The sequence below is a fragment of the Pseudomonas frederiksbergensis genome (assembly GCF_900105495.1).
GTDB lineage: Bacteria > Pseudomonadota > Gammaproteobacteria > Pseudomonadales > Pseudomonadaceae > Aquipseudomonas > Aquipseudomonas frederiksbergensis.
Window position 1 is genome coordinate 6,265,165 of the sequence record NZ_FNTF01000002.1, and the last position, 17,004, is coordinate 6,282,168.

The following is a 17,004-nucleotide window of genomic DNA, read 5'->3' on the forward strand; positions in this document are numbered from 1 at the left end:
CCATCAGGACTGGGGTTTTCGCAAATCCCGATCGGTCCGCTTCAGACTTTTTTGCTCCGCGGCAGAAAGATCGCCAACACCCCAAGCAGCGGCAAGAACGAACACAAGAAATACACGTACTCAATGCCGTGAATGTCCGCCAGATGCCCAAGCAACGCCGCGCCAATCCCGCCAAAACCGAACATCAATCCGAAGAACACCCCGGCAATCATCCCGACATTTCCCGGCACCAGTTCCTGGGCATACACCACGATCGCCGAGAAAGCCGAGGCCAGGATGAAGCCGATCACGACGCTGAGGATGCTGGTCCAGAACAGGTCGACATGCGGCAGGATCAGAGTGAACGGCGCTACGCCGAGGATCGAGAACCAGATCACCGCCTTGCGCCCGATCTTGTCGCCTATCGGCCCGCCGAAGAAAGTCCCCGCCGCTACCGCGCCGAGAAACAGGAACAAGTGCAACTGTGAACTCGCTACCGACAGGTCGAATTTCTCGATGAGGTAGAAGGTGAAGTAACTGGTGAGGCTGGCCATGTAGAAATACTTGGAAAACACCAGCAGCCCGAGTACCACCAGCGCACTGATCACACGGTTTTTCGACAAACCATGTGTCGCCGCCTGGCCTTGTTTGAGTTTGAACAGGCTCAAGTGATTGGCGTACCAGCGGCTGATCCGATAAAGCACGAACAGCGCAAACACCGCGAACAGCCCGAACCAGGCGACATGGCCCTGACCGAACGGAATGATGATCGCCGCAGCCAGCAAAGGACCGAAGGCTGAGCCAGCATTGCCGCCGACCTGAAACGTCGACTGCGCCAAACCAAACCGCCCGCCCGAAGCCAGCCGCGCCACGCGAGAAGCTTCCGGGTGAAAGGTCGAGGAGCCGATACCGATCAACCCTGCCGCCAGCAAAATCATCGGAAAGGTGCCGACCACCGACATCATCAAAATGCCGATCAATGTGCAGATCGTCCCGGCCGGTAATAGCCAGGGTTTGGGGTGCCGATCGGTGTAGTAACCGACCCACGGCTGCAACAGCGAAGCCGTCAGCTGGAACGTCAAGGTGATCAGGCCAACCTGGGTGAAGGTCAGGCCGTAGCTGGCCTTGAGCATCGGATAGATCGACGGCAGCACCGACTGGATCAAGTCGTTGATCAAATGCGCCAGCGCCACGGCGCCGATGATGCGCATGACCAAAGGGCTGCTTTGTGAAGTCGCGGATGCCGGCTGCGCGCCGGTCTGGACATTGCTGATAGCCATAAGAGTTTCCATACAACAGATGGGTGCACACGGGCAGGTGCGCCAATGTGCCATTTTTCGGTGCAACCGCGCCATCCCCTTAGCCTGCTAACGACCTCGTTTTCATCGTTGAAAAGGTGATAGCGCAACGCCATGGTCTGAATCTTGCCTTGGTAATCCGCTTCAACGCGGCCCCTTACAAAGGGGACCGAGAATGGGAAGTTTCGCTACAGAGCCGGCCTACAGAGCTGGCGAGGGTGAACTTTCGAGGCCTTTTAGAAGGGCACCGGTCGCGACCGCAACGGTTGCGACGCACGCCAATGGTGCGTGGTGTCCAGAGGAGTCATGGGGCATGCAGGCTTTTTTATCACCGGGGATCGGGTTGCTGGGGCGTTTTGGCTTCGCACGCAAATTTCAGCTTTTGTTTCTGCTGTTTATCCTGCCGTTGACGGGCAGTCTGTGGATGATCGGTCAAGACTATCGCGACAAACTGAACCTGATCTCCGGCGAACGTGCCGGGGTTCGGCAACTGCTCGCCCTGGACGCTCTGGATAATCTGCTCGCCGCTCAGCGTGATCGCGCGGCTCGCTGGCGCGCCACGGAAACCAATCGTCAGCCGACACCCGCGACGATCGCGGCGATGGCGGCTTTCGATACGGTTCAGCCCGCCGTCGCCCAAGCCACCATGGACCTCGGCAACGCACTGCAAACCGAAGGCGCCGAGGGCGAAACCCTGGCCCGTTTTCAAGCGCTGCAAAGCGCCCTCAACGGCCTGGACTCGAAAAGCCTGAGCAGCGTCGGTTGGTGGCCGGACGGTTACGATCGTTTCACCAATGCCTTGAGCGCTCTGCAAGCCTTGCGCGAACAGATTGCCATGGACAATCGCCTGACGCTGGCGCCGTGGCTGGAAACCTATCTGCTGACGCAGATCTCCACGCAGCACGCGCCGGACCTGATCGAACGCGTCGGCCGTCTCGCCAGCGTTGGTCAGGCCTCTGTAGTGTCCGGGCAGTTCACCCTGCAAAGTCGTCTGCAACTGCGGGACTTGCGCAGCCGCATCGGTGACGCCCGGGAGCAACTGGTCAAAACCGCCAGCCTGCTCGAAGCGCGACTACCCAGCGCATTGCAGGCCTGGGCCGGGCAATACCATGACAGCCTCAAGCACCTGGATGCCGAGTTGAAAGTCCTCGATGACGGTGTGTTCGGCGGCAGCATCAAGCTCAAGCCGGACGAGTTCGAACGCAGCCTCGACACCCTGCTCGCCGACCTCGCTTCGCTGCGTCAGCAATCGTTGGTGTCGCTGGATCAACGTCTGGACTATTACCACGGCTCTGCCATCCGCCAGTTCATCCTGGTCGCGAGCATTTTTGGCTGCCTGCTGCTGGCCGCGCTGTACCTGTTCATCTGCTTGCAGGCCTCGATCCGTCGTAGCGCCAGCGGCATTACCCTGCTGGCCGAAGCCTTGCGCGACGGCAATCTGAGCCTGCAAGTACCGGTAGAAGGCCGCGACGAGCTGGCCGCCATCAGCACCGCCCTCAACGTCGCGGTGGTGCAACTGCGCAACAGCCTGCTGGGGGTTGATCATGAAACCTTGCAGCTGAGCAACGCGGTGCGCACCCTTAACCATCACTCCAGCGGCGCCTTGGGGGAAGTCGAAGCCCAGCAGTTGCAGATCAGCCAGATCGCCGCGGCAGCCACGCAATTGGCGGCGACCTCTCAAGGCGTCGCCCAGAGTTGCGAACAGGCCTCCGGCAGCGCTCAGCATACCCAGCGCATTGCCGCCGACAGCAGCCGTGACAGCCTGCGCACGACGGCGAGTATTCAGCAACTCAATCAGCGTTTGAACGATACCGCGGCAGCATTGGGCCGGGTCAGTGAGCAAGGACAGCAGATTCAGTTGGTGGTGGACACCATCCGCGGGGTTGCCGAGCAGACGAACTTGTTGGCACTTAATGCCGCCATCGAGGCCGCTCGCGCCGGTGAGCAAGGTCGTGGCTTTGCGGTGGTGGCCGATGAAGTGCGTAGCCTGTCGCAACGCACCCAGTCCTCCACCGCGCAGATTGCCGGGACTGTCGACAGCCTGCGCAACACCGTAAACGAAGCGGTGAGCCTGATGGAAGCCGCTTGCGGCCAGGCTCAGTCCGACGCCCAGGCCGTCACTGGCCTCGGCGAACGCCTGGGGGAAATCGCCAGTGCCGTGCAGAGCGTCACCGATACCCTGGCGCAGATCGCCACAGCGGTCGACGAGCAAGCGACCACCGCCGACGAGGTCAGCGGCAATATCCAGCAAGTCGATCAGGCGGCAGTACGCTTGCTCGAAGGCGCACGGGCGGTGAACCTGGCAGCGGACACCTTGAGCCAGGGCAGCAAGGCCTTGAGTGCCAATACCGGGAGATTTCAGCTCAGTTGACGCCCTCCCCTGGCCCGTTTTTTCGGGTCAGGCGGATAAGCGGTTGAAAGCGTAGAGAAATATTTTAGATTTACGCTTGACACATCTCCGTTACGAGCCAATAATGCGCGCCACTTGGCTACATAGCTCAGTTGGTTAGAGCATAGCATTCATAATGCTGGGGTCCGGGGTTCAAGTCCCTGTGTAGCCACCAAGTACTAAAAACGGCTTACCGAAAGGTAGGCCGTTTTTTTATGCCTCGAGAAAAGTGCTCCCTGTCCACAGGGCGGTTAGTCCCCACACTTCGCGGTTCTCTCCTACAGTTAACGCCAAAGCTAAACGCAGAGAGACCACCCTATGTACTGGGGCCTGGACGAGATCATTGTGTTTTTCATCGCGGTCGCCATTTTCTGCGTGGTGCTGGAACTCGCTTTTCGTCTCGGCCGTCATCACCGAACCCACAGCAGTGATTCGGCCCGATCCCACCTCACCGTTTTGCAAACCGCCCTCCTCGTTTTGCTCGCGTTGTTGCTGGGTTTCAACTTCGCCATGGCCACTTCACGTTTCGAAGCGCGCAAGACACTGATTCAAGATGAAGTCACGGTAATCGGCTCGACCTATCTGCGAGCGAAGTTGCTGCCACCTGAACTGCGCGGGAAGGTGACAGCGCTGCTCAAGGAGTATGTCTCGGCGCGGATTGAGTACCTGCGCGCCGGCACGGACGAGAAACTGCTGAAGGCGGCCAGCGCATCGTCGCGGACGATCGAGGACCAGTTATGGAATCTGGCCACCGCCGCCGAGGCCCAGGGCGAAGCGACAGCCGCCATGAACCTGATGATCCAGTCGTTGACCGACGTCTACAGTGTCAATGAAAAGTGTCGCGCCGAGCAGGACAATCATGTCCCGGCAACCGTCATCAATCTGCTGTTCGTGGTGGCCATCGGCGCGTTGGGTTTGATCGCTTACAGCTATGGCCTGGGCCACCGTCGACGGCACGGCTCGACGGCCATCTTCGCGGTGCTGATTGCCATGGTCTTCACCCTCATCCTCGACATGGATCAGCCCCGCAGCGGCTTCATCCGCGTCGGCGAAGAAAGCCTGCTGCGGTTGCAGGAGAATTTGAACCGCACGAGTTCGGGCAAAGAGAGGCCACGTCCGCGCCAATCACGTCAGGAACGCATTGCCGACAATGCTGGCAACGCCCGCCCCCAGATCTGCCAGGTCCGCAGCCAGACCATCGCCTGCCAGTCACTGTCGGCGGGATAGAACTGCTCAATCAGATACGTCCCGCACTCGATCACAAAGTGGCATCGACCGCACCTGCGGCAGCGCGCGTGGTTTGCGTCGCTTCCGTTCGGCCGATAAAGTCCCCTGATCTTTCCCACGGACGGAGTGCCCCCACGTGTTCTCAGCCTTTCACTTGAGCCGCTATCGCCTGTCAGCCTTTTCGCTGATCGCCGCAGCTTTAACCCTCGCAGCCTGTAGCGCCCCGACCACTTCAACGTTGCCTGTCGCGCCCGAAGCCGCGTCAGGTTATCGCGCCGACCTGCAGACCCAATACGCCTCGAAACACATGGCAGCCGCGGCCAATCCGCTGGCGGCCGAGGCTGGGCGGGAGATGTTGCGTCAGGGTGGTTCGGCAATCGATGCCGCGATTGCGATGCAAGCCGTGCTGACCCTGGTCGAGCCACAATCTTCAGGCATTGGCGGTGGTGCATTTATCGTGCTTTGGGATGGCAAGGCGGTGCGCACTTATGACGGTCGCGAAACCGCTCCGGCCGGCGCCACCGAGAAGCTATTCCTGCAAGTCGACGGCAAGCCGATGCCGTTCACCCAGGCGCAGATTGGCGGTCGTTCAGTCGGGACACCGGGCGTGATGCGGGCCCTTGAGTTGGCCCATCAGAAACACGGTCGTCTGCCCTGGGCACAGCTGTTCGAACCGGCGATCAGGCTCGCGGATCAAGGTTTCGCCATCTCGCCACGCCTACACCAGTTGATCGCTTCGGATTCGTCCATTCGACGCTCGCCGGACATGGCCGCCTACTTCCTGAATGCCGATGGCAGCCCGAAAGCAGCAGGCACGCAATTGAAAAACCCGGCGCTGGCGGCTGTGTTCAAACGCATTGCCAAGGAAGGACCGGATGCGTTGTACAAAGGCCCCGTTGCACAGGAAATCGTCGCCAAGGTTCAGGGCCACGCCAACCCGGGCAGCCTGTCGCTGAACGACCTCAACGGCTACAGCGCCAAGGAGCGCGCGCCGCTGTGCACCGACTACAAACGCTGGCAGGTCTGCGGCATGCCGCCACCGTCGTCGGGCGGAATTGCCGTGGCGCAGATCCTCGGCACCTTGCAGGCCCTGGAAACCCGTGACCCGCGTTTTGCCCTGGCGCCGCTCAAACCGATCAAGACCAACAAACCTGCGGGCATCGAACCAGCGCCTGAAGCCGTGCACCTGATCTCCGAGGCCGAGCGCCTGGCTTACGCCGACCGCGCGCTGTACGTGGCCGACGCAGACTTCGTGCCTGTGCCCGTCAAAGGTCTGGTGGCCCCTGCGTATCTGGCCGACCGCGCGGCCCTGATCGGCGATCGCAGCATGGGCACCGCCAAACCCGGCACCCCGCCAGGCATTCAGGTCGCCTACGCACCGGACCGCTCGCCGCTGCGCATCTCCACCTCGCAAGTGGTGGCGGTGGATGACGAAGGCGGCGCCGTGTCCATGACCACCACCGTGGAGTCCGCGTTTGGCTCGCACCTGATGGTCCAGGGTTTCCTGCTGAACAACCAGATGACCGACTTCTCCTTCATCCCCGAAGAGAATGGCCAGAAGGTTGCCAACCGCGTCGAACCCGGCAAACGCCCCCGCTCGTCCATGGCTCCGACCCTGATTTTCGACCGTCAGAGCGGCGAATTCCTCGCCACCATCGGCTCCCCCGGCGGCTCGCAGATCATCGAATACGTCGCCAAATCCACCATCGGCCTGCTCGACTGGAACCTCGACCCACAAACCGCCATCAGCCTGCCCAACTTCGGCAGCCGCAACGGCCCGACCGAACTGGAACAGGGGCAGTTCAGCCCGGCGCTGATTCAGACGCTGAAAGACAAAGGCCACAGCGTGAACGAGATCGACATGACCAGCGGGACCCAGGCGATTGTCCGGGTCAAGGATGCGCAAGGGAAAACGTCGCTGGCGGGCGGGGCCGATCCGCGGCGTGAGGGGGCGGCGTTGGGGGATTGAGTCTTACGTGGTAAATGAGCAAGGGCTTACCGGGAGGTAGGCCCTTTTTTACGCCTGATAAACCTGATTCAGCCTAGCGAGAGATCTTCAGCGCCTGTCGCGCCTGATGCTTCTCCAGCGCCAGGTCGATCAAACGGCTGACCAACTCGCTGTACGTCATACCGGCGGCCTGCCATAGCTTGGGGTACATGCTGATGCGGGTAAAGCCGGGCAACGAGTTGATCTCGTTGATCAGCACTTCGCCGCTGTCGGTCAGGAACACGTCGACCCGCGCCAGCCCGGAACAACCCAACACCTGGAATGCCTCGACGGCCAGGGCACGGATGCGTTCACTGGCTTCGATGCTGATGTTTGCCGGCACCACCACTTCCGCCGCTTGAGCGTCAATGTATTTGCTGTCGTAGGAATAGAATCCGCTGCGCACCACGATTTCGCCGCAACCGCTGGCGATGGCGTCATCGTTGCCGAGTACCGCGCACTCAATTTCGCGACCACGGACGGCGGATTCGACCAGTACTTTCTCATCGAAACCCAAGGCCAGCTCCACTGCTGCCGCGTACTCGATTTCGTCATTCACCTTGCTGACGCCCACGGAAGATCCCTGGTTCGCCGGTTTGACGAACAGCGGCAAGCCGAGTTTGCCTTGCACCTCGGCGAACCCGGTGCGCGCTGCGGTGGCGCGGGTCAGGGTGACGAACGGCGTGACCGCCAACCCGGCGTCACGCAGCAGGCGCTTGCTGATGTCCTTGTCCATGCAGACGGCCGAACCAAGCACATCGGAGCCGACAAACGGCAGATCGGCCATGCGCAGCAAGCCTTGCAGGCAACCGTCTTCGCCCAGGGTGCCGTGGACGATCGGGAAGATCACATCGACGTGTCCCAGCATTTCCTGACTGGAGGTTTCCACCAATTGTTGACTGGCCTTGCCCGGCACGACGGCCAGTTCGCGGTTGGATTGGTTGAGGGCGATCAGCGCCGGGTTTTCCTGGTTGAGCAGGAAATTCGAAGGGTCATTCAGGTGCCAGTGACCTTGCTTGTCGATGCCGATCAGCACCGGCTCGAAGCGCGAACGGTCCAGCGCATCGACGATGTTTTTCGCCGATTGCAGCGACACTTCGTGTTCAGCCGAACGGCCGCCAAAAATAATACCTACCCGCAGTTTGCTCATTCAGAACTCCTCAACGATTGGCCCTGGCGTCACCACCGCAACCGCCCATAACAGCGCCAATGAAAACAACGGGGCAGCGTAGCTCAGGTGGGATATTTCCATGATGTGGGGCGCCTTCGTGACTTAAAAACATGCAACACCTTGCAACATTAGTCGGGGATTTTCTACCGGCCGGGGTGATTCGATCGGCAGCAGACAGGCGGTTGGTGAGTGGGGTAACGTGTTCAGCATCGAGTTCAAGGCAACACCACCATGGCCAAGCACACGCCTCCCATCGATTGGTTCCACCGCGCGCCGGACGTTGGCGGGCTTCAGCGTTTCGAGGCGTTTTTTGCCGGACACGGCTACGACCTTCACCGTCACGATACCTACGCCATCGGCCATACCCTGGCCGGCGTGCAGAGTTTTCAGTACCGCGGCGGCTGGCGCCACAGTCTGCCGGGCGGGACCATGGTGCTGCACCCGGACGAAGTTCACGATGGCGAAGCCGGCACCGAGACCGGGTTCCAATATCGAATGATGTACATCGAGCCGGCGCTGATCCAGCAGATGCTCGGCGGCCAGCCGTTGCCGTTTATCAAGACCGGCCTGTCGGCCGATCCACGTTTGTTCGCCGCCACCGCCGTGCTGCTGCGAAGCCTCGATTGTCCCCTCGATCCTCTGGAAGAGCAGGATGCGCTGTTCGATCTGGCCCAAGCCTTGAACAGTGTTTCCGGCGTGCCTGCCACACGCCAGAGCTTCGACTACGTGGCCGCCGAACGCGCGCGCGAATTCATCCACAGCGCACTGGATCGCACCGTGACGCTGGAAGAACTGGCGCAACACAGTGGTCGCGATCGCTGGAGCCTGTCGCGGGATTTTCGCCTGTTGTTCGGCACCAGCCCTTATCGATACCTGACCATGCGCCGCCTCGACCTGGTCCGCTCGCTGTTGATCCAGGGCCAGTCACTGGTCAGCGCCGCGCTGATCGCCGGCTTCACCGATCAGAGCCACATGACCCGGCAATTCAGCAAAACCTACGGCTTGTCGCCGGCACGCTGGATGAAAATGCACCGCCGCTGAGCCACGCACAATCGTTCAAGAAGCTCACCGATACGCCGGCTATCGTGGATGCACGATCAAACCACGAGAGCTGCTGCATGAACGCTTACGAAAGCCTTAATTTCGCTGAGAAAATTTCCAGGATCGGGCCGTACTGGACGCCCAGGGTCATCGCCGAAATGAACGACTACCAGTTCAAGGTGGTGAAGCTGCTGGGGGATTTCATCTGGCACGATCACCAGGATACCGACGAAACCTTCATCGTCCTCGAAGGACAATTGCGGATCGACTTTCGCGATGGCCACGTGCTGGTGAACGCCGGCGAAATGTATGTGGTGTCAAAAGGTGTCGAGCACAAACCGTTCGCCGAGCAGGAGGTGAAACTCCTGCTGATCGAGCCCAAGGGTGTGCTGAACACCGGGAGCGAAGGTGGCGAGCGCACTGCGCAAAATGACGTTTGGGTGTGAAAGGCAGGCGGCTTACGGCGGCAAGGTTTTGCCGTCCGCTGGATCGCCGATTTTCAGGAAGTGCCGGCCCGCCCCATGGTGCAAGGTGCAAGGTGCGCAATGCATCTTGCCCTTCGAAGCGCCAGCGACCGTCACTGAACACTCGCTCGTCTGCCTGTGCGGGAATCACCTCAGCCAGAAACAGATCGTATTGCTGGTGCGATTCACGCCGCGATGGCAGGCATCAAGTCGCTAGCTGATTGGCAAACTGCCCGACCGCGTTCACCACTTTCTGAGCACCGTCCTGAATCTCGACAATCACCGTCCCCGCCTCTGCCGCCAGCGCCAGCCCCTGTTCAGCCTGGAGTTTGCCCTCGGTCATCAGCGCCACGGCGTTGCGCGCCATGTCCTGGTTCTGCCGCACCACGCCGACAATCTCATCGGTTGCCTGGCTGGTGCGCGAAGCCAATTGCCGGACCTCATCCGCCACCACCGCGAAACCACGCCCCTGTTCCCCGGCCCGAGCCGCTTCGATGGCCGCGTTGAGCGCCAGCAGGTTGGTCTGTTCGGCAATCCCGCTGATGGTTTTGACAATGGTGCCGATCACCAGCGACTGCTCGTTCAGCGCTTCGATGCCTTCCCCGGCGGTTTGCATGTGCGAAGCAAGGTCACGCATCACGTTGACCGCCTGAGTCACCACCGCACTCCCGCGCTGCGCGCTGCTGTCGGTTTGCTGCGAGGTGCTATAGGCAATGTTGGCGGCGTCGGCGACGGCTTGCTCCTGATTGACTTGATCGGTAATCACCGTGGCGAATTTCACCACTTTGTAGAGTTTGTTATTGGCATCGACCACCGGGTTGTAGGAAGCCTCCAGCCAGACCACGCGACCGTGGCTGTCGATGCGCTTGAAACGGGCAGCGACGAACTCCCCTGCGTTCAAGCGGCGCCAGAAATCCTGGTACGCGGTGCTGTTGTAATCCTCGGGTTCGCAGAACATGCGGTGATGTTTGCCCTGGATTTGCGCCAGGCTGTAACCCATGCCGCTGAGGAACCGTTCGTTGGCCGCCAGCACGTTGCCATTGAGGTCAAACTCGATCACTGCCGTGGAGCGCACAAGCGCGCCGATCAGGTTCTCATGCTCACGAGACGCCTCGATGGTGCGGGTCAGGTCACTGGAGTAAATCGAGAAGTGCTTGATCCGGCCCTCCGCGGACCGAACCGGCTGCACGATCGAGCGCAGCCAGGCTTCCTGGCCATTGCCGCGCAACAAACGCACCGTGCCGGCAAAGTGCTCGCCACGGGTCAGTGCGACCTTGAAGCGCTTGTGGAATTCGTCCGACTTCACATGGGCCGGGACGATGTCTTCGATGTGTCGCCCTATCAGGTCGTTGCTTTTGTAAAGCATCTCGCCGATGAAGTTCTGGTTGACCGATTGAATCCGCCCATCGGCATCGAGGGTCAGGACCAGCATCTCGCTTTCCAGGCTTTCCTTCACTTGCTGGAGGCTGGAGAGTTCTTCGCGAAGAGCCGACAGCTCCTGCTTCAAGCGTTTGTTGAACATGGGATACACCGATGGACAGGGAAAGAAAGCGGCATGCAGCCTAGCCATCGGCCTAAAGGATATTTTCTGAAGAGTGTTTCAGGGTTGTCCTACAAAAATAGTTGCGGTGTGCTCATCTGATCAACTGACACGGTTTAGCCGTGCCATCACGTCTTCCATCTTCGGCCGTCGCGCCGCCCATTCCTGTCGCGTAATGCCCAGCATCACCACATCGACTCTGACGTTGTCCTTGATGATGTTCTGCCGTCGCACGCCTTCAACGGAAAAGCCGAACTTCTGGTGCAGGCTGATCACCGCCGGGTTGCTCTGTAACACCTCACAGTTGAGCTTTTCCAGACCTGCCACACCAAACGCGTGGTCCAGAAGCCAGAACTCCAATCGACTGCCCAGCCCTTGTCCCTGCAGATCGCTATCGAGATAAAAAGCCCAGTCAGCCGTTTTGTGCAATGTGCTGATCGCGTTCAGCGACACCACGCCACGGGCTGCGCCGTCGAGCATGAGTACGAACACCGATTGACGGAGATTGTCCGTTAACGAGTCAAGCCAGGCAGCATGCTCGGCCTCGGATATCTCATGATCGGTGTACATGTATTGGCGAACATCAGGCTGATTGCGCAAATCGCGCACCCGCGACTGAACCTGACGGGACACTTCAAGGATGGGTACCAATTGCACTGATGCTGCTCCTTTGCATTGTGTTGCTTTTGTACATCGCAGGACCCCTTCAACAGTCACTAAACGCAGGAAGCCGCGCTGCGACTTCCGACATTAGGCATCCGCGTCCCGAAATACGCGGCACAGCTCACACCCACTGCCCCCATCACCGCGCAGAAGATCACGCAGATCCATGGGCTCCACGGCATCAGACCGATCAGCAACAACGGTGTGATACTTGCCCAGACGGCGTAGGCAATGTTGTAGGTGAAGGAAATCCCCGAGACACGAATCCGCGCCGGGAACAGGCTGACCATCACCGACGGCACCGCGCCGACCACTCCGCAACCAAGGCCGGCCACCGCGTACGCCAGACCGATCCAGCCGCCTCCGATGATCAGGCAGGTATAGAGCACGCCGATACCCAAAGGCAGCAGCAAGCTATAGAGCATCACGGTGCGCCAGGCGCCAATGCGGTCGACCAGCAGCCCGGCAAGTACACAGCCGATATTCAGAAAGACAATGCCCAAGGCACTCAGGGCGAAGGTGTGGCTGGCGGTCATACCGAAGGTTTTCTGCATCATGGTTGGGGTGATCACCACGAACACCACCACTGCCGAGGTCAGTACGCAGGTGAGGATCATCGCCGGCAGCATGGCCAGGCGGTGTTCACGCAAGACCGTGCGCAGCGGCAGTTCGACGGCCGCATCACGTTGGGCCTGCATGGCCATGAACACCGGGGTTTCGCTGAGCCAGCGGCGTAGCCAGACGCCAATCACGCCGAACACACCGCCCAGCAGGAACGGGTAACGCCAAGCGTAATCAAGGATTTCCGCCGGGGTGAATGCCTGTGCCAGAAAGGTCGCCGTCAGTGCACCGATCAGGTAGCCAAACGTCAACCCGGCCTGCAGGAAACCGAGGGCATAGCCGCGGTGCCCGACCGGCGCATGCTCGGCGACGAACACCCAGGCGCTCGGCACTTCGCCACCCACCGCCGCGCCCTGGAGAATTCGCAGCGCCAACAGCAGCAGCGGGGCGAAATAACCGATTTGCGCGTAGGTCGGCATGATGCCGATCAGCAGGCACGGCAGCGCCATCATCAGGATGCTCAGGCTGAAGACCTTCTTGCGGCCCAGTCGATCGGCGAAATGCGCCATCAGAATCCCGCCCAATGGCCGCGCCAGATAACCGGTCGCGAAGATCCCGAAGCTTTGCAGCAGTCGCAGCCACTCAGGCATTTCCGGCGGGAAGAACAGCTGGCTGAGGGTCAGGGCGAAAAATACGAAAATGATGAAATCGTAGATTTCCAGCGCACCGCCAAGGGCCGCAAGGCCGAGGGTCTTGTAATCCGAGCGGGTGAACGGCGCCGGATGCGAGTGAGTGTTGGCAGTCATGAAAAGGACTCTGGCATAGGCAAAAACCGAGGCGCCCATGGTCTACGCAAACGCGCCAACGGACAACCCATTAGGCCAAAGTCCTGGATGCGTAAAACTTCGGACAAACGCCTGGATTTATCCTACAGACAGCTTCGATTGCGCCTGACATGAAACCCGGAGAGGTCTTATCTCCAACCTATAAATTGCTGAGTAGACTCCGACAGCTCACACACTTTTTAAAGCAAGACAGCACTGACCAAGGATGAACCAACACATGTCTTTAATTTCGAAAACGCTGGAAGAGATGATTAACGAGATTTACCAGGACGGTAGGGTTTCAGTCGTTGAGTATAAAAAGCTGCGTGATGACGCAGATCGCCGTATGGACGCTGTCGTCCGCGAGTTCGGCCAGCACAACAATTTGACCGCCCTTCAAAAAGCGATGGATGTAGTCATGCAATTGACGCAAACGTCCATCATCGATGCCAAAAAAGCCAAACTGACCGATACAGGAGAGGCCATCGTCAAGGATGCCGTATTGGCCCAGGTCGAGTACTTGCGCGCCGGTACTCACCTGGCACTAAAGCTGTTGTAACGCATCAATCTCCATCCGGCCCATAGACATCAAGCCCGGGCCGGACTCCATAACCGAGGGTTCCTGGCATCCAACTGCAGGTCTTACGCAAAAAAACTACTCGCAACCACTATTCTGTGTAACGCCGCTGATCCAGTATGGCGCGTACCCCAATCAACGGGACCACGCTGAAAAGGATCTGAGCATGTTCAAATTCGCAGCACTCACCCTCGCGGCCCTCACCCTGAGTGCCGCCGCCCATGCCGATATCGGCCTGAAGCTAGGCAGTACCGAACGCGTCACCCGCCTCTTCGCTTACCCCAACAACTGCAACGTGATCTGCTTTCGCAACTGGACGCTGGAGCAAACGGTCGAGCATTACCTGACCCAAAGCGTGCAGCGCGATGGTTACAGCGCGGCGAAAGTGCTGGTCAAAACCGATAATAATCAGCTCTACGCCGAAATCACCGGGGTACCCCGCAGCTATGAAAAACCGCTGGCGGCGTTACTCGATGCCGGTGATCTGGCCTATACCGGCGCCAGCAAGCTGAATGCCGATGGCAAGTGGGCTTACAGCTGGTATCTGTTCCTGCCACTGGGCATGGCCCTGGAAAACCGCAAAAGCATTGAACTGCTGCACTTCCCACCCGACTATTCGCTGACCCAGGCTCAGGATTACCTGCGATCCGCCACCACCGATCGCTGGGCCACACTGTTGACTGTCAACGGAATTCCGGCCGACCAGACGCCGGGCTACCAGACCATCATCGACATTGCACCGATTGCCGCGCCATCCAACGCCGGCAAGGATCTGGAAGGCGTCTACGACTACTTCAAGGACTACCAGACCACCATGGTCAAGCAACTCAGCCAGAACGCCAGTGGTGCGGCGTTGCCGATGGTCGCCTTCGGCGCGCCGGTGCGTAACTGGATCAAGCAGCAATACGGGCCGACCGTGAACGTGCTGGGCCTGGTCAGCATCAGTCCGAGCGACGGGGTGAAAGTGCCCGTTCTGGGTTCCAACCACCCAAGCTATATTTGGTACGCCGCCGACCCGGAAAGCTATACCGGCAAAGATGCCCAGGCCAAGGCCGACACGGCGGGCCTTAAAGTCATGGGCCAGGATTTGAGTGCCGCGTGCTGGCAGGCCGCGATGGGCCGCCAACCGGACACTAATCCCGACATTGAACTGAGAAGTTGCACCCAAACCTGGCAAGTGGCCCAGGCAGAAAAAACCTGCGAGCTTTTCTACACCTCGATTCGCAACCTGTCGCCCGACAAAGCCGTGGCCAAGTGCGCAACGGCGCCGATCAAATCTCAGCTCAAACAGCTGAAAGCACCGGTCCCCGAAACCGCGATCCCTGCCCCGGCGCTATAAAACGATGAACGGCGGTTCTACTGTCAGTTATGACAGTAGACCCGCCGTTTCATTTGCGAGAGGCTTGAATCGCACCCATGTGCTGCAGGGCTGACAGGATCGTCAGCTGATGGAGAGTTCGCAGCACCCAGCCGACAAGGATCGTTATGAAAACCCACGCCGCGCACGACACGCTTGCACAACCACCCGATGGGATTTATCCATTTGCGGAGCTGCCCGTTCGCCTTGGATTCCCCTCCAGGGCCGACTTCGAGATTATCGACAACACCCACGGATCGGCGGCAGCCGTCGCAGTGCTTCGGGACTTTCCACGCATCAGCCGAATTTGTCGGGCGTCGGGGCACCTGCTGCCGTATCGCTGTCGGCATACCCGGCAACTGGCTCATGGCATCCATGTCTATGACCCGCGCTTCTGCGGGCTGCTGCGACACTCCTGCGACCCAAACGTATTTCTCGACATGAGCGAGCTATGGTTGTGGGCGCTGAAGGACATCAAAAAAGGCGATCGACTGACGATGGACTACGCCTCTACCGAAGACAAACTCATGCGTCAGTTCGCCTGCCAGTGCGGCTCATTCGACTGCCGTGGCTGGATCACCGGCTACGATGAATCGCCGAACGCCGACGGCCAGTTGTTTCTTCAACACTGGCGCCGGCGAAGTCCATGCTGAAGGGTCGTTACAACGCCTCGACCGGACGCAGACGGTATTGCGGCGGCAATTGCTCGAAACCGCTGATGGTGGCGTTCAGGCTTTTCCAGCGACCGTCCTTGATGCCATAGATGCAGCCGTGAATCGACAGGCTCTGCCCGCGATGCCAGGCATTTTGCACAATGCTGGTGTGCCCGACGTTGGCCACTTGCTGGATGACGTTGTATTCGCAGAGGCGGTCGACCCGCTCTTCTTCAGTGGGCAACTTGGCGAGCTCCTCGCGTTTCTCATAATAGAGATCGCGAATCGAGCGCAGCCAGCCGTCGATCAGGCCCAGCTGACGGTCCTGCATTGAGGCGCGCACACCGCCGCAGCCATAGTGGCCGGTCACGAGGATGTGTTTGACCTTCAGCACATCGACTGCGTACTGAATCACCGACAGGCAATTGAGGTCGGTGTGCAGCACTACGTTGGCCACATTACGGTGTACAAACAGATCGCCGGGCAGCATGCCGACGATCTCGTTCGCCGGCACCCGGGCGTCGGAGCAACCGATCCACAGGTATTCCGGGGTTTGCTGACGGGCCAGCTTGGCGAAGAAATCAGGATCTTCTTTGGTGATCGCGTCAGCCCAACGCTCGTTGTTATCAATCAGATCTTGTAATTCGTTCATGCAATGAAGCCTCGAGAATGATGCGCTTCTATGACAGACAACCCTCTGTCGGGGTCACGCGCCAGATGCAGATACCCGGTTTTCCATGCCGGAGGAATTCTCAGCAGCCCAGAGGGTCCACCCTAGTAAGGCCTACAGTATGAGGAATTGCCATGACTGATTCACGACGTCCGTTCGATGCGACTCAACCCGAGCCCATCGATGACAACGAAGACCGCATGGGCTCGATGCATGAGCTGGATTTCGACGAGGAAGAACCCAGCGCCAAAATCGGCGACGAGCTGACGCAAACGGAACGTGAACGCCTGATGCCTCGCGAACGCGTACGTGAAGCCGGCATGACCGGGGCCTCGACCGATGACCATGAGTCTACCGACGACGACATGAGCCCGGAAACCCTGATCCGTGAAGACGGCGCACGGGGCGCCCACGAAGCGGGTGAAGGGGGCCAAGCCGATTGGGATTTGAGCATTGTCGATGCAGACGACATTGGCGGAGGGAACGGGCTGGATGAAGAGGAACTGGCGCGGCGGGATCCGATGGACGGTAATCGTTGATCTGTGGCGAGGGAGCTTGCTCCCGCTCGGCTGCGAAGCAGTCGTAAAATTTCAGGACCGCTTC

General features: G+C 59.7%; 14 protein-coding genes, 1 tRNA gene and 5 pseudogenes. 10 read left to right on the plus strand and 10 right to left on the minus strand.

Going from position 1 to position 17,004, the window contains the following annotated elements; all coding sequences use genetic code 11:
* Positions 1–41 precede the first annotated feature (41 nt).
* Entirely contained in the window at positions 42–1,259 is a 1,218-nt protein-coding gene (locus BLW70_RS29455; protein ID WP_074880269.1) for an MFS transporter, read from the minus strand.
* A 331-nt stretch (positions 1,260–1,590) separates the two neighbouring features.
* Here BLW70_RS29455 and BLW70_RS29460 point away from each other — a divergent pair, with 331 nt between their 5' ends.
* The 3 genes and pseudogenes from BLW70_RS29460 to BLW70_RS31685 all read left to right on the plus strand — a co-directional run.
* A complete protein-coding gene (locus BLW70_RS29460; RefSeq protein WP_074880273.1) occupies positions 1,591–3,648 on the plus strand; it encodes a methyl-accepting chemotaxis protein in 2,058 nt (685 codons plus the stop codon).
* Between the two features lie 116 nt (positions 3,649–3,764).
* A tRNA-Met gene (locus BLW70_RS29465) sits at positions 3,765–3,841 on the plus strand.
* Positions 3,842–3,984: 143 nt separating this feature from the next.
* Positions 3,985–4,713 (plus strand): annotated as a pseudogene (locus BLW70_RS31685) (bestrophin-like domain); the annotation flags it as partial.
* A gap of 83 nt (positions 4,714–4,796) precedes the next feature.
* Here the strand turns inward: BLW70_RS31685 and BLW70_RS31250 are convergent.
* Positions 4,797–4,959 (minus strand): annotated as a pseudogene (locus BLW70_RS31250) (DUF2817 domain-containing protein); the annotation flags it as partial.
* 70 nt (positions 4,960–5,029) lie between these two features.
* Here BLW70_RS31250 and ggt point away from each other — a divergent pair.
* Entirely contained in the window at positions 5,030–6,862 is a 1,833-nt protein-coding gene (ggt, locus tag BLW70_RS29475) for a gamma-glutamyltransferase (protein WP_074880279.1), read from the plus strand.
* Between the two features lie 73 nt (positions 6,863–6,935).
* On the opposite strand, the gene ddlA is transcribed toward ggt, so the two are convergent.
* The gene (gene ddlA, locus BLW70_RS29480) at positions 6,936–8,030 is read right to left on the minus strand and encodes a D-alanine--D-alanine ligase (protein WP_074880282.1); all 1,095 of its coding nucleotides are present in this window, start codon (positions 8,028–8,030) and stop codon (positions 6,936–6,938) included.
* Between the two features lie 18 nt (positions 8,031–8,048).
* A pseudogene (locus tag BLW70_RS30640) lies at positions 8,049–8,132 on the minus strand (lysine transporter LysE); the annotation flags it as partial.
* A gap of 150 nt (positions 8,133–8,282) precedes the next feature.
* Between BLW70_RS30640 and BLW70_RS29485 the strand changes: the two are divergent.
* Both BLW70_RS29485 and BLW70_RS29490 read left to right on the plus strand, forming a co-directional pair.
* On the plus strand, positions 8,283–9,092 hold the full coding sequence (locus BLW70_RS29485; protein ID WP_074880285.1) for an AraC family transcriptional regulator: 810 nt from the start codon (positions 8,283–8,285) through the stop codon (positions 9,090–9,092).
* A 77-nt stretch (positions 9,093–9,169) separates the two neighbouring features.
* Positions 9,170–9,538, plus strand: coding sequence for a cupin domain-containing protein (locus BLW70_RS29490; RefSeq protein WP_074880288.1), 369 nt, complete (start codon positions 9,170–9,172; stop codon positions 9,536–9,538).
* Positions 9,539–9,550: 12 nt separating this feature from the next.
* On the opposite strand, the pseudogene BLW70_RS31255 reads toward BLW70_RS29490, so the two are convergent.
* The 5 genes and pseudogenes from BLW70_RS31255 to BLW70_RS29510 all read right to left on the minus strand — a co-directional run.
* Positions 9,551–9,740, minus strand: a pseudogene (locus BLW70_RS31255) (flavin reductase); the annotation flags it as partial.
* Between the two features lie 21 nt (positions 9,741–9,761).
* Positions 9,762–10,322, minus strand: coding sequence for a methyl-accepting chemotaxis protein (locus BLW70_RS31635; protein ID WP_413037968.1), 561 nt, complete (start codon positions 10,320–10,322; stop codon positions 9,762–9,764).
* Positions 10,302–11,126 (minus strand): annotated as a pseudogene (locus BLW70_RS31640) (PAS domain-containing protein); the annotation flags it as partial. The pseudogene BLW70_RS31640 and the gene BLW70_RS31635, both read right to left, overlap by 21 nt.
* 72 nt (positions 11,127–11,198) lie before the next feature.
* Entirely contained in the window at positions 11,199–11,753 is a 555-nt protein-coding gene (pseH, locus tag BLW70_RS29505; RefSeq protein ID WP_074880295.1) for a UDP-4-amino-4,6-dideoxy-N-acetyl-beta-L-altrosamine N-acetyltransferase, read from the minus strand.
* A 59-nt stretch (positions 11,754–11,812) separates the two neighbouring features.
* On the minus strand, positions 11,813–13,126 hold the full coding sequence (locus tag BLW70_RS29510) for an MFS transporter (protein ID WP_074880299.1): 1,314 nt from the start codon (positions 13,124–13,126) through the stop codon (positions 11,813–11,815).
* A 256-nt stretch (positions 13,127–13,382) separates the two neighbouring features.
* Between BLW70_RS29510 and BLW70_RS29515 the strand changes: the two genes are divergently transcribed.
* From BLW70_RS29515 to BLW70_RS29525, 3 genes are all read left to right on the plus strand, one after another.
* Positions 13,383–13,703, plus strand: coding sequence for a hypothetical protein (locus tag BLW70_RS29515; protein WP_074880302.1), 321 nt, complete (start codon positions 13,383–13,385; stop codon positions 13,701–13,703).
* Between the two features lie 184 nt (positions 13,704–13,887).
* Positions 13,888–15,060, plus strand: coding sequence for a hypothetical protein (locus tag BLW70_RS29520; RefSeq protein WP_074880305.1), 1,173 nt, complete (start codon positions 13,888–13,890; stop codon positions 15,058–15,060).
* A gap of 146 nt (positions 15,061–15,206) precedes the next feature.
* Positions 15,207–15,731, plus strand: coding sequence for an SET domain-containing protein-lysine N-methyltransferase (locus BLW70_RS29525; protein ID WP_074880308.1), 525 nt, complete (start codon positions 15,207–15,209; stop codon positions 15,729–15,731).
* Between the two features lie 7 nt (positions 15,732–15,738).
* On the opposite strand, the gene can is transcribed toward BLW70_RS29525, so the two are convergent.
* Positions 15,739–16,383, minus strand: coding sequence for a carbonate dehydratase (can, locus tag BLW70_RS29530; protein WP_074880312.1), 645 nt, complete (start codon positions 16,381–16,383; stop codon positions 15,739–15,741).
* A 152-nt stretch (positions 16,384–16,535) separates the two neighbouring features.
* Between can and BLW70_RS29535 the strand changes: the two genes are divergently transcribed.
* Positions 16,536–16,940 (plus strand): serine kinase/phosphatase, encoded by a 405-nt coding sequence (locus BLW70_RS29535; RefSeq protein ID WP_074880316.1) that lies wholly within the window; start codon positions 16,536–16,538, stop codon positions 16,938–16,940.
* Positions 16,941–17,004 lie beyond the last annotated feature (64 nt).

What these genes read in the sequence shown, in the direction of transcription:
- BLW70_RS29455 (WP_074880269.1), bottom strand. Translation starts at nt 1,259, where the DNA reads ATGGCTATCAGCAATGTCCAGACCGGCGCGCAGCCGGCATCCGCGACT.
- BLW70_RS29460 (WP_074880273.1), top strand. Translation starts at nt 1,591, where the DNA reads ATGCAGGCTTTTTTATCACCGGGGATCGGGTTGCTGGGGCGTTTTGGC.
- BLW70_RS29520 (WP_074880305.1), top strand. Translation starts at nt 13,888, where the DNA reads ATGTTCAAATTCGCAGCACTCACCCTCGCGGCCCTCACCCTGAGTGCC.
- can (WP_074880312.1), bottom strand. Translation starts at nt 16,383, where the DNA reads ATGAACGAATTACAAGATCTGATTGATAACAACGAGCGTTGGGCTGAC.
- BLW70_RS29525 (WP_074880308.1), top strand. Translation starts at nt 15,207, where the DNA reads ATGAAAACCCACGCCGCGCACGACACGCTTGCACAACCACCCGATGGG.
- BLW70_RS29515 (WP_074880302.1), top strand. Translation starts at nt 13,383, where the DNA reads ATGTCTTTAATTTCGAAAACGCTGGAAGAGATGATTAACGAGATTTAC.
- BLW70_RS29535 (WP_074880316.1), top strand. Translation starts at nt 16,536, where the DNA reads ATGACTGATTCACGACGTCCGTTCGATGCGACTCAACCCGAGCCCATC.
- BLW70_RS29510 (WP_074880299.1), bottom strand. Translation starts at nt 13,126, where the DNA reads ATGACTGCCAACACTCACTCGCATCCGGCGCCGTTCACCCGCTCGGAT.
- BLW70_RS29490 (WP_074880288.1), top strand. Translation starts at nt 9,170, where the DNA reads ATGAACGCTTACGAAAGCCTTAATTTCGCTGAGAAAATTTCCAGGATC.
- BLW70_RS29485 (WP_074880285.1), top strand. Translation starts at nt 8,283, where the DNA reads ATGGCCAAGCACACGCCTCCCATCGATTGGTTCCACCGCGCGCCGGAC.
- ddlA (WP_074880282.1), bottom strand. Translation starts at nt 8,030, where the DNA reads ATGAGCAAACTGCGGGTAGGTATTATTTTTGGCGGCCGTTCGGCTGAA.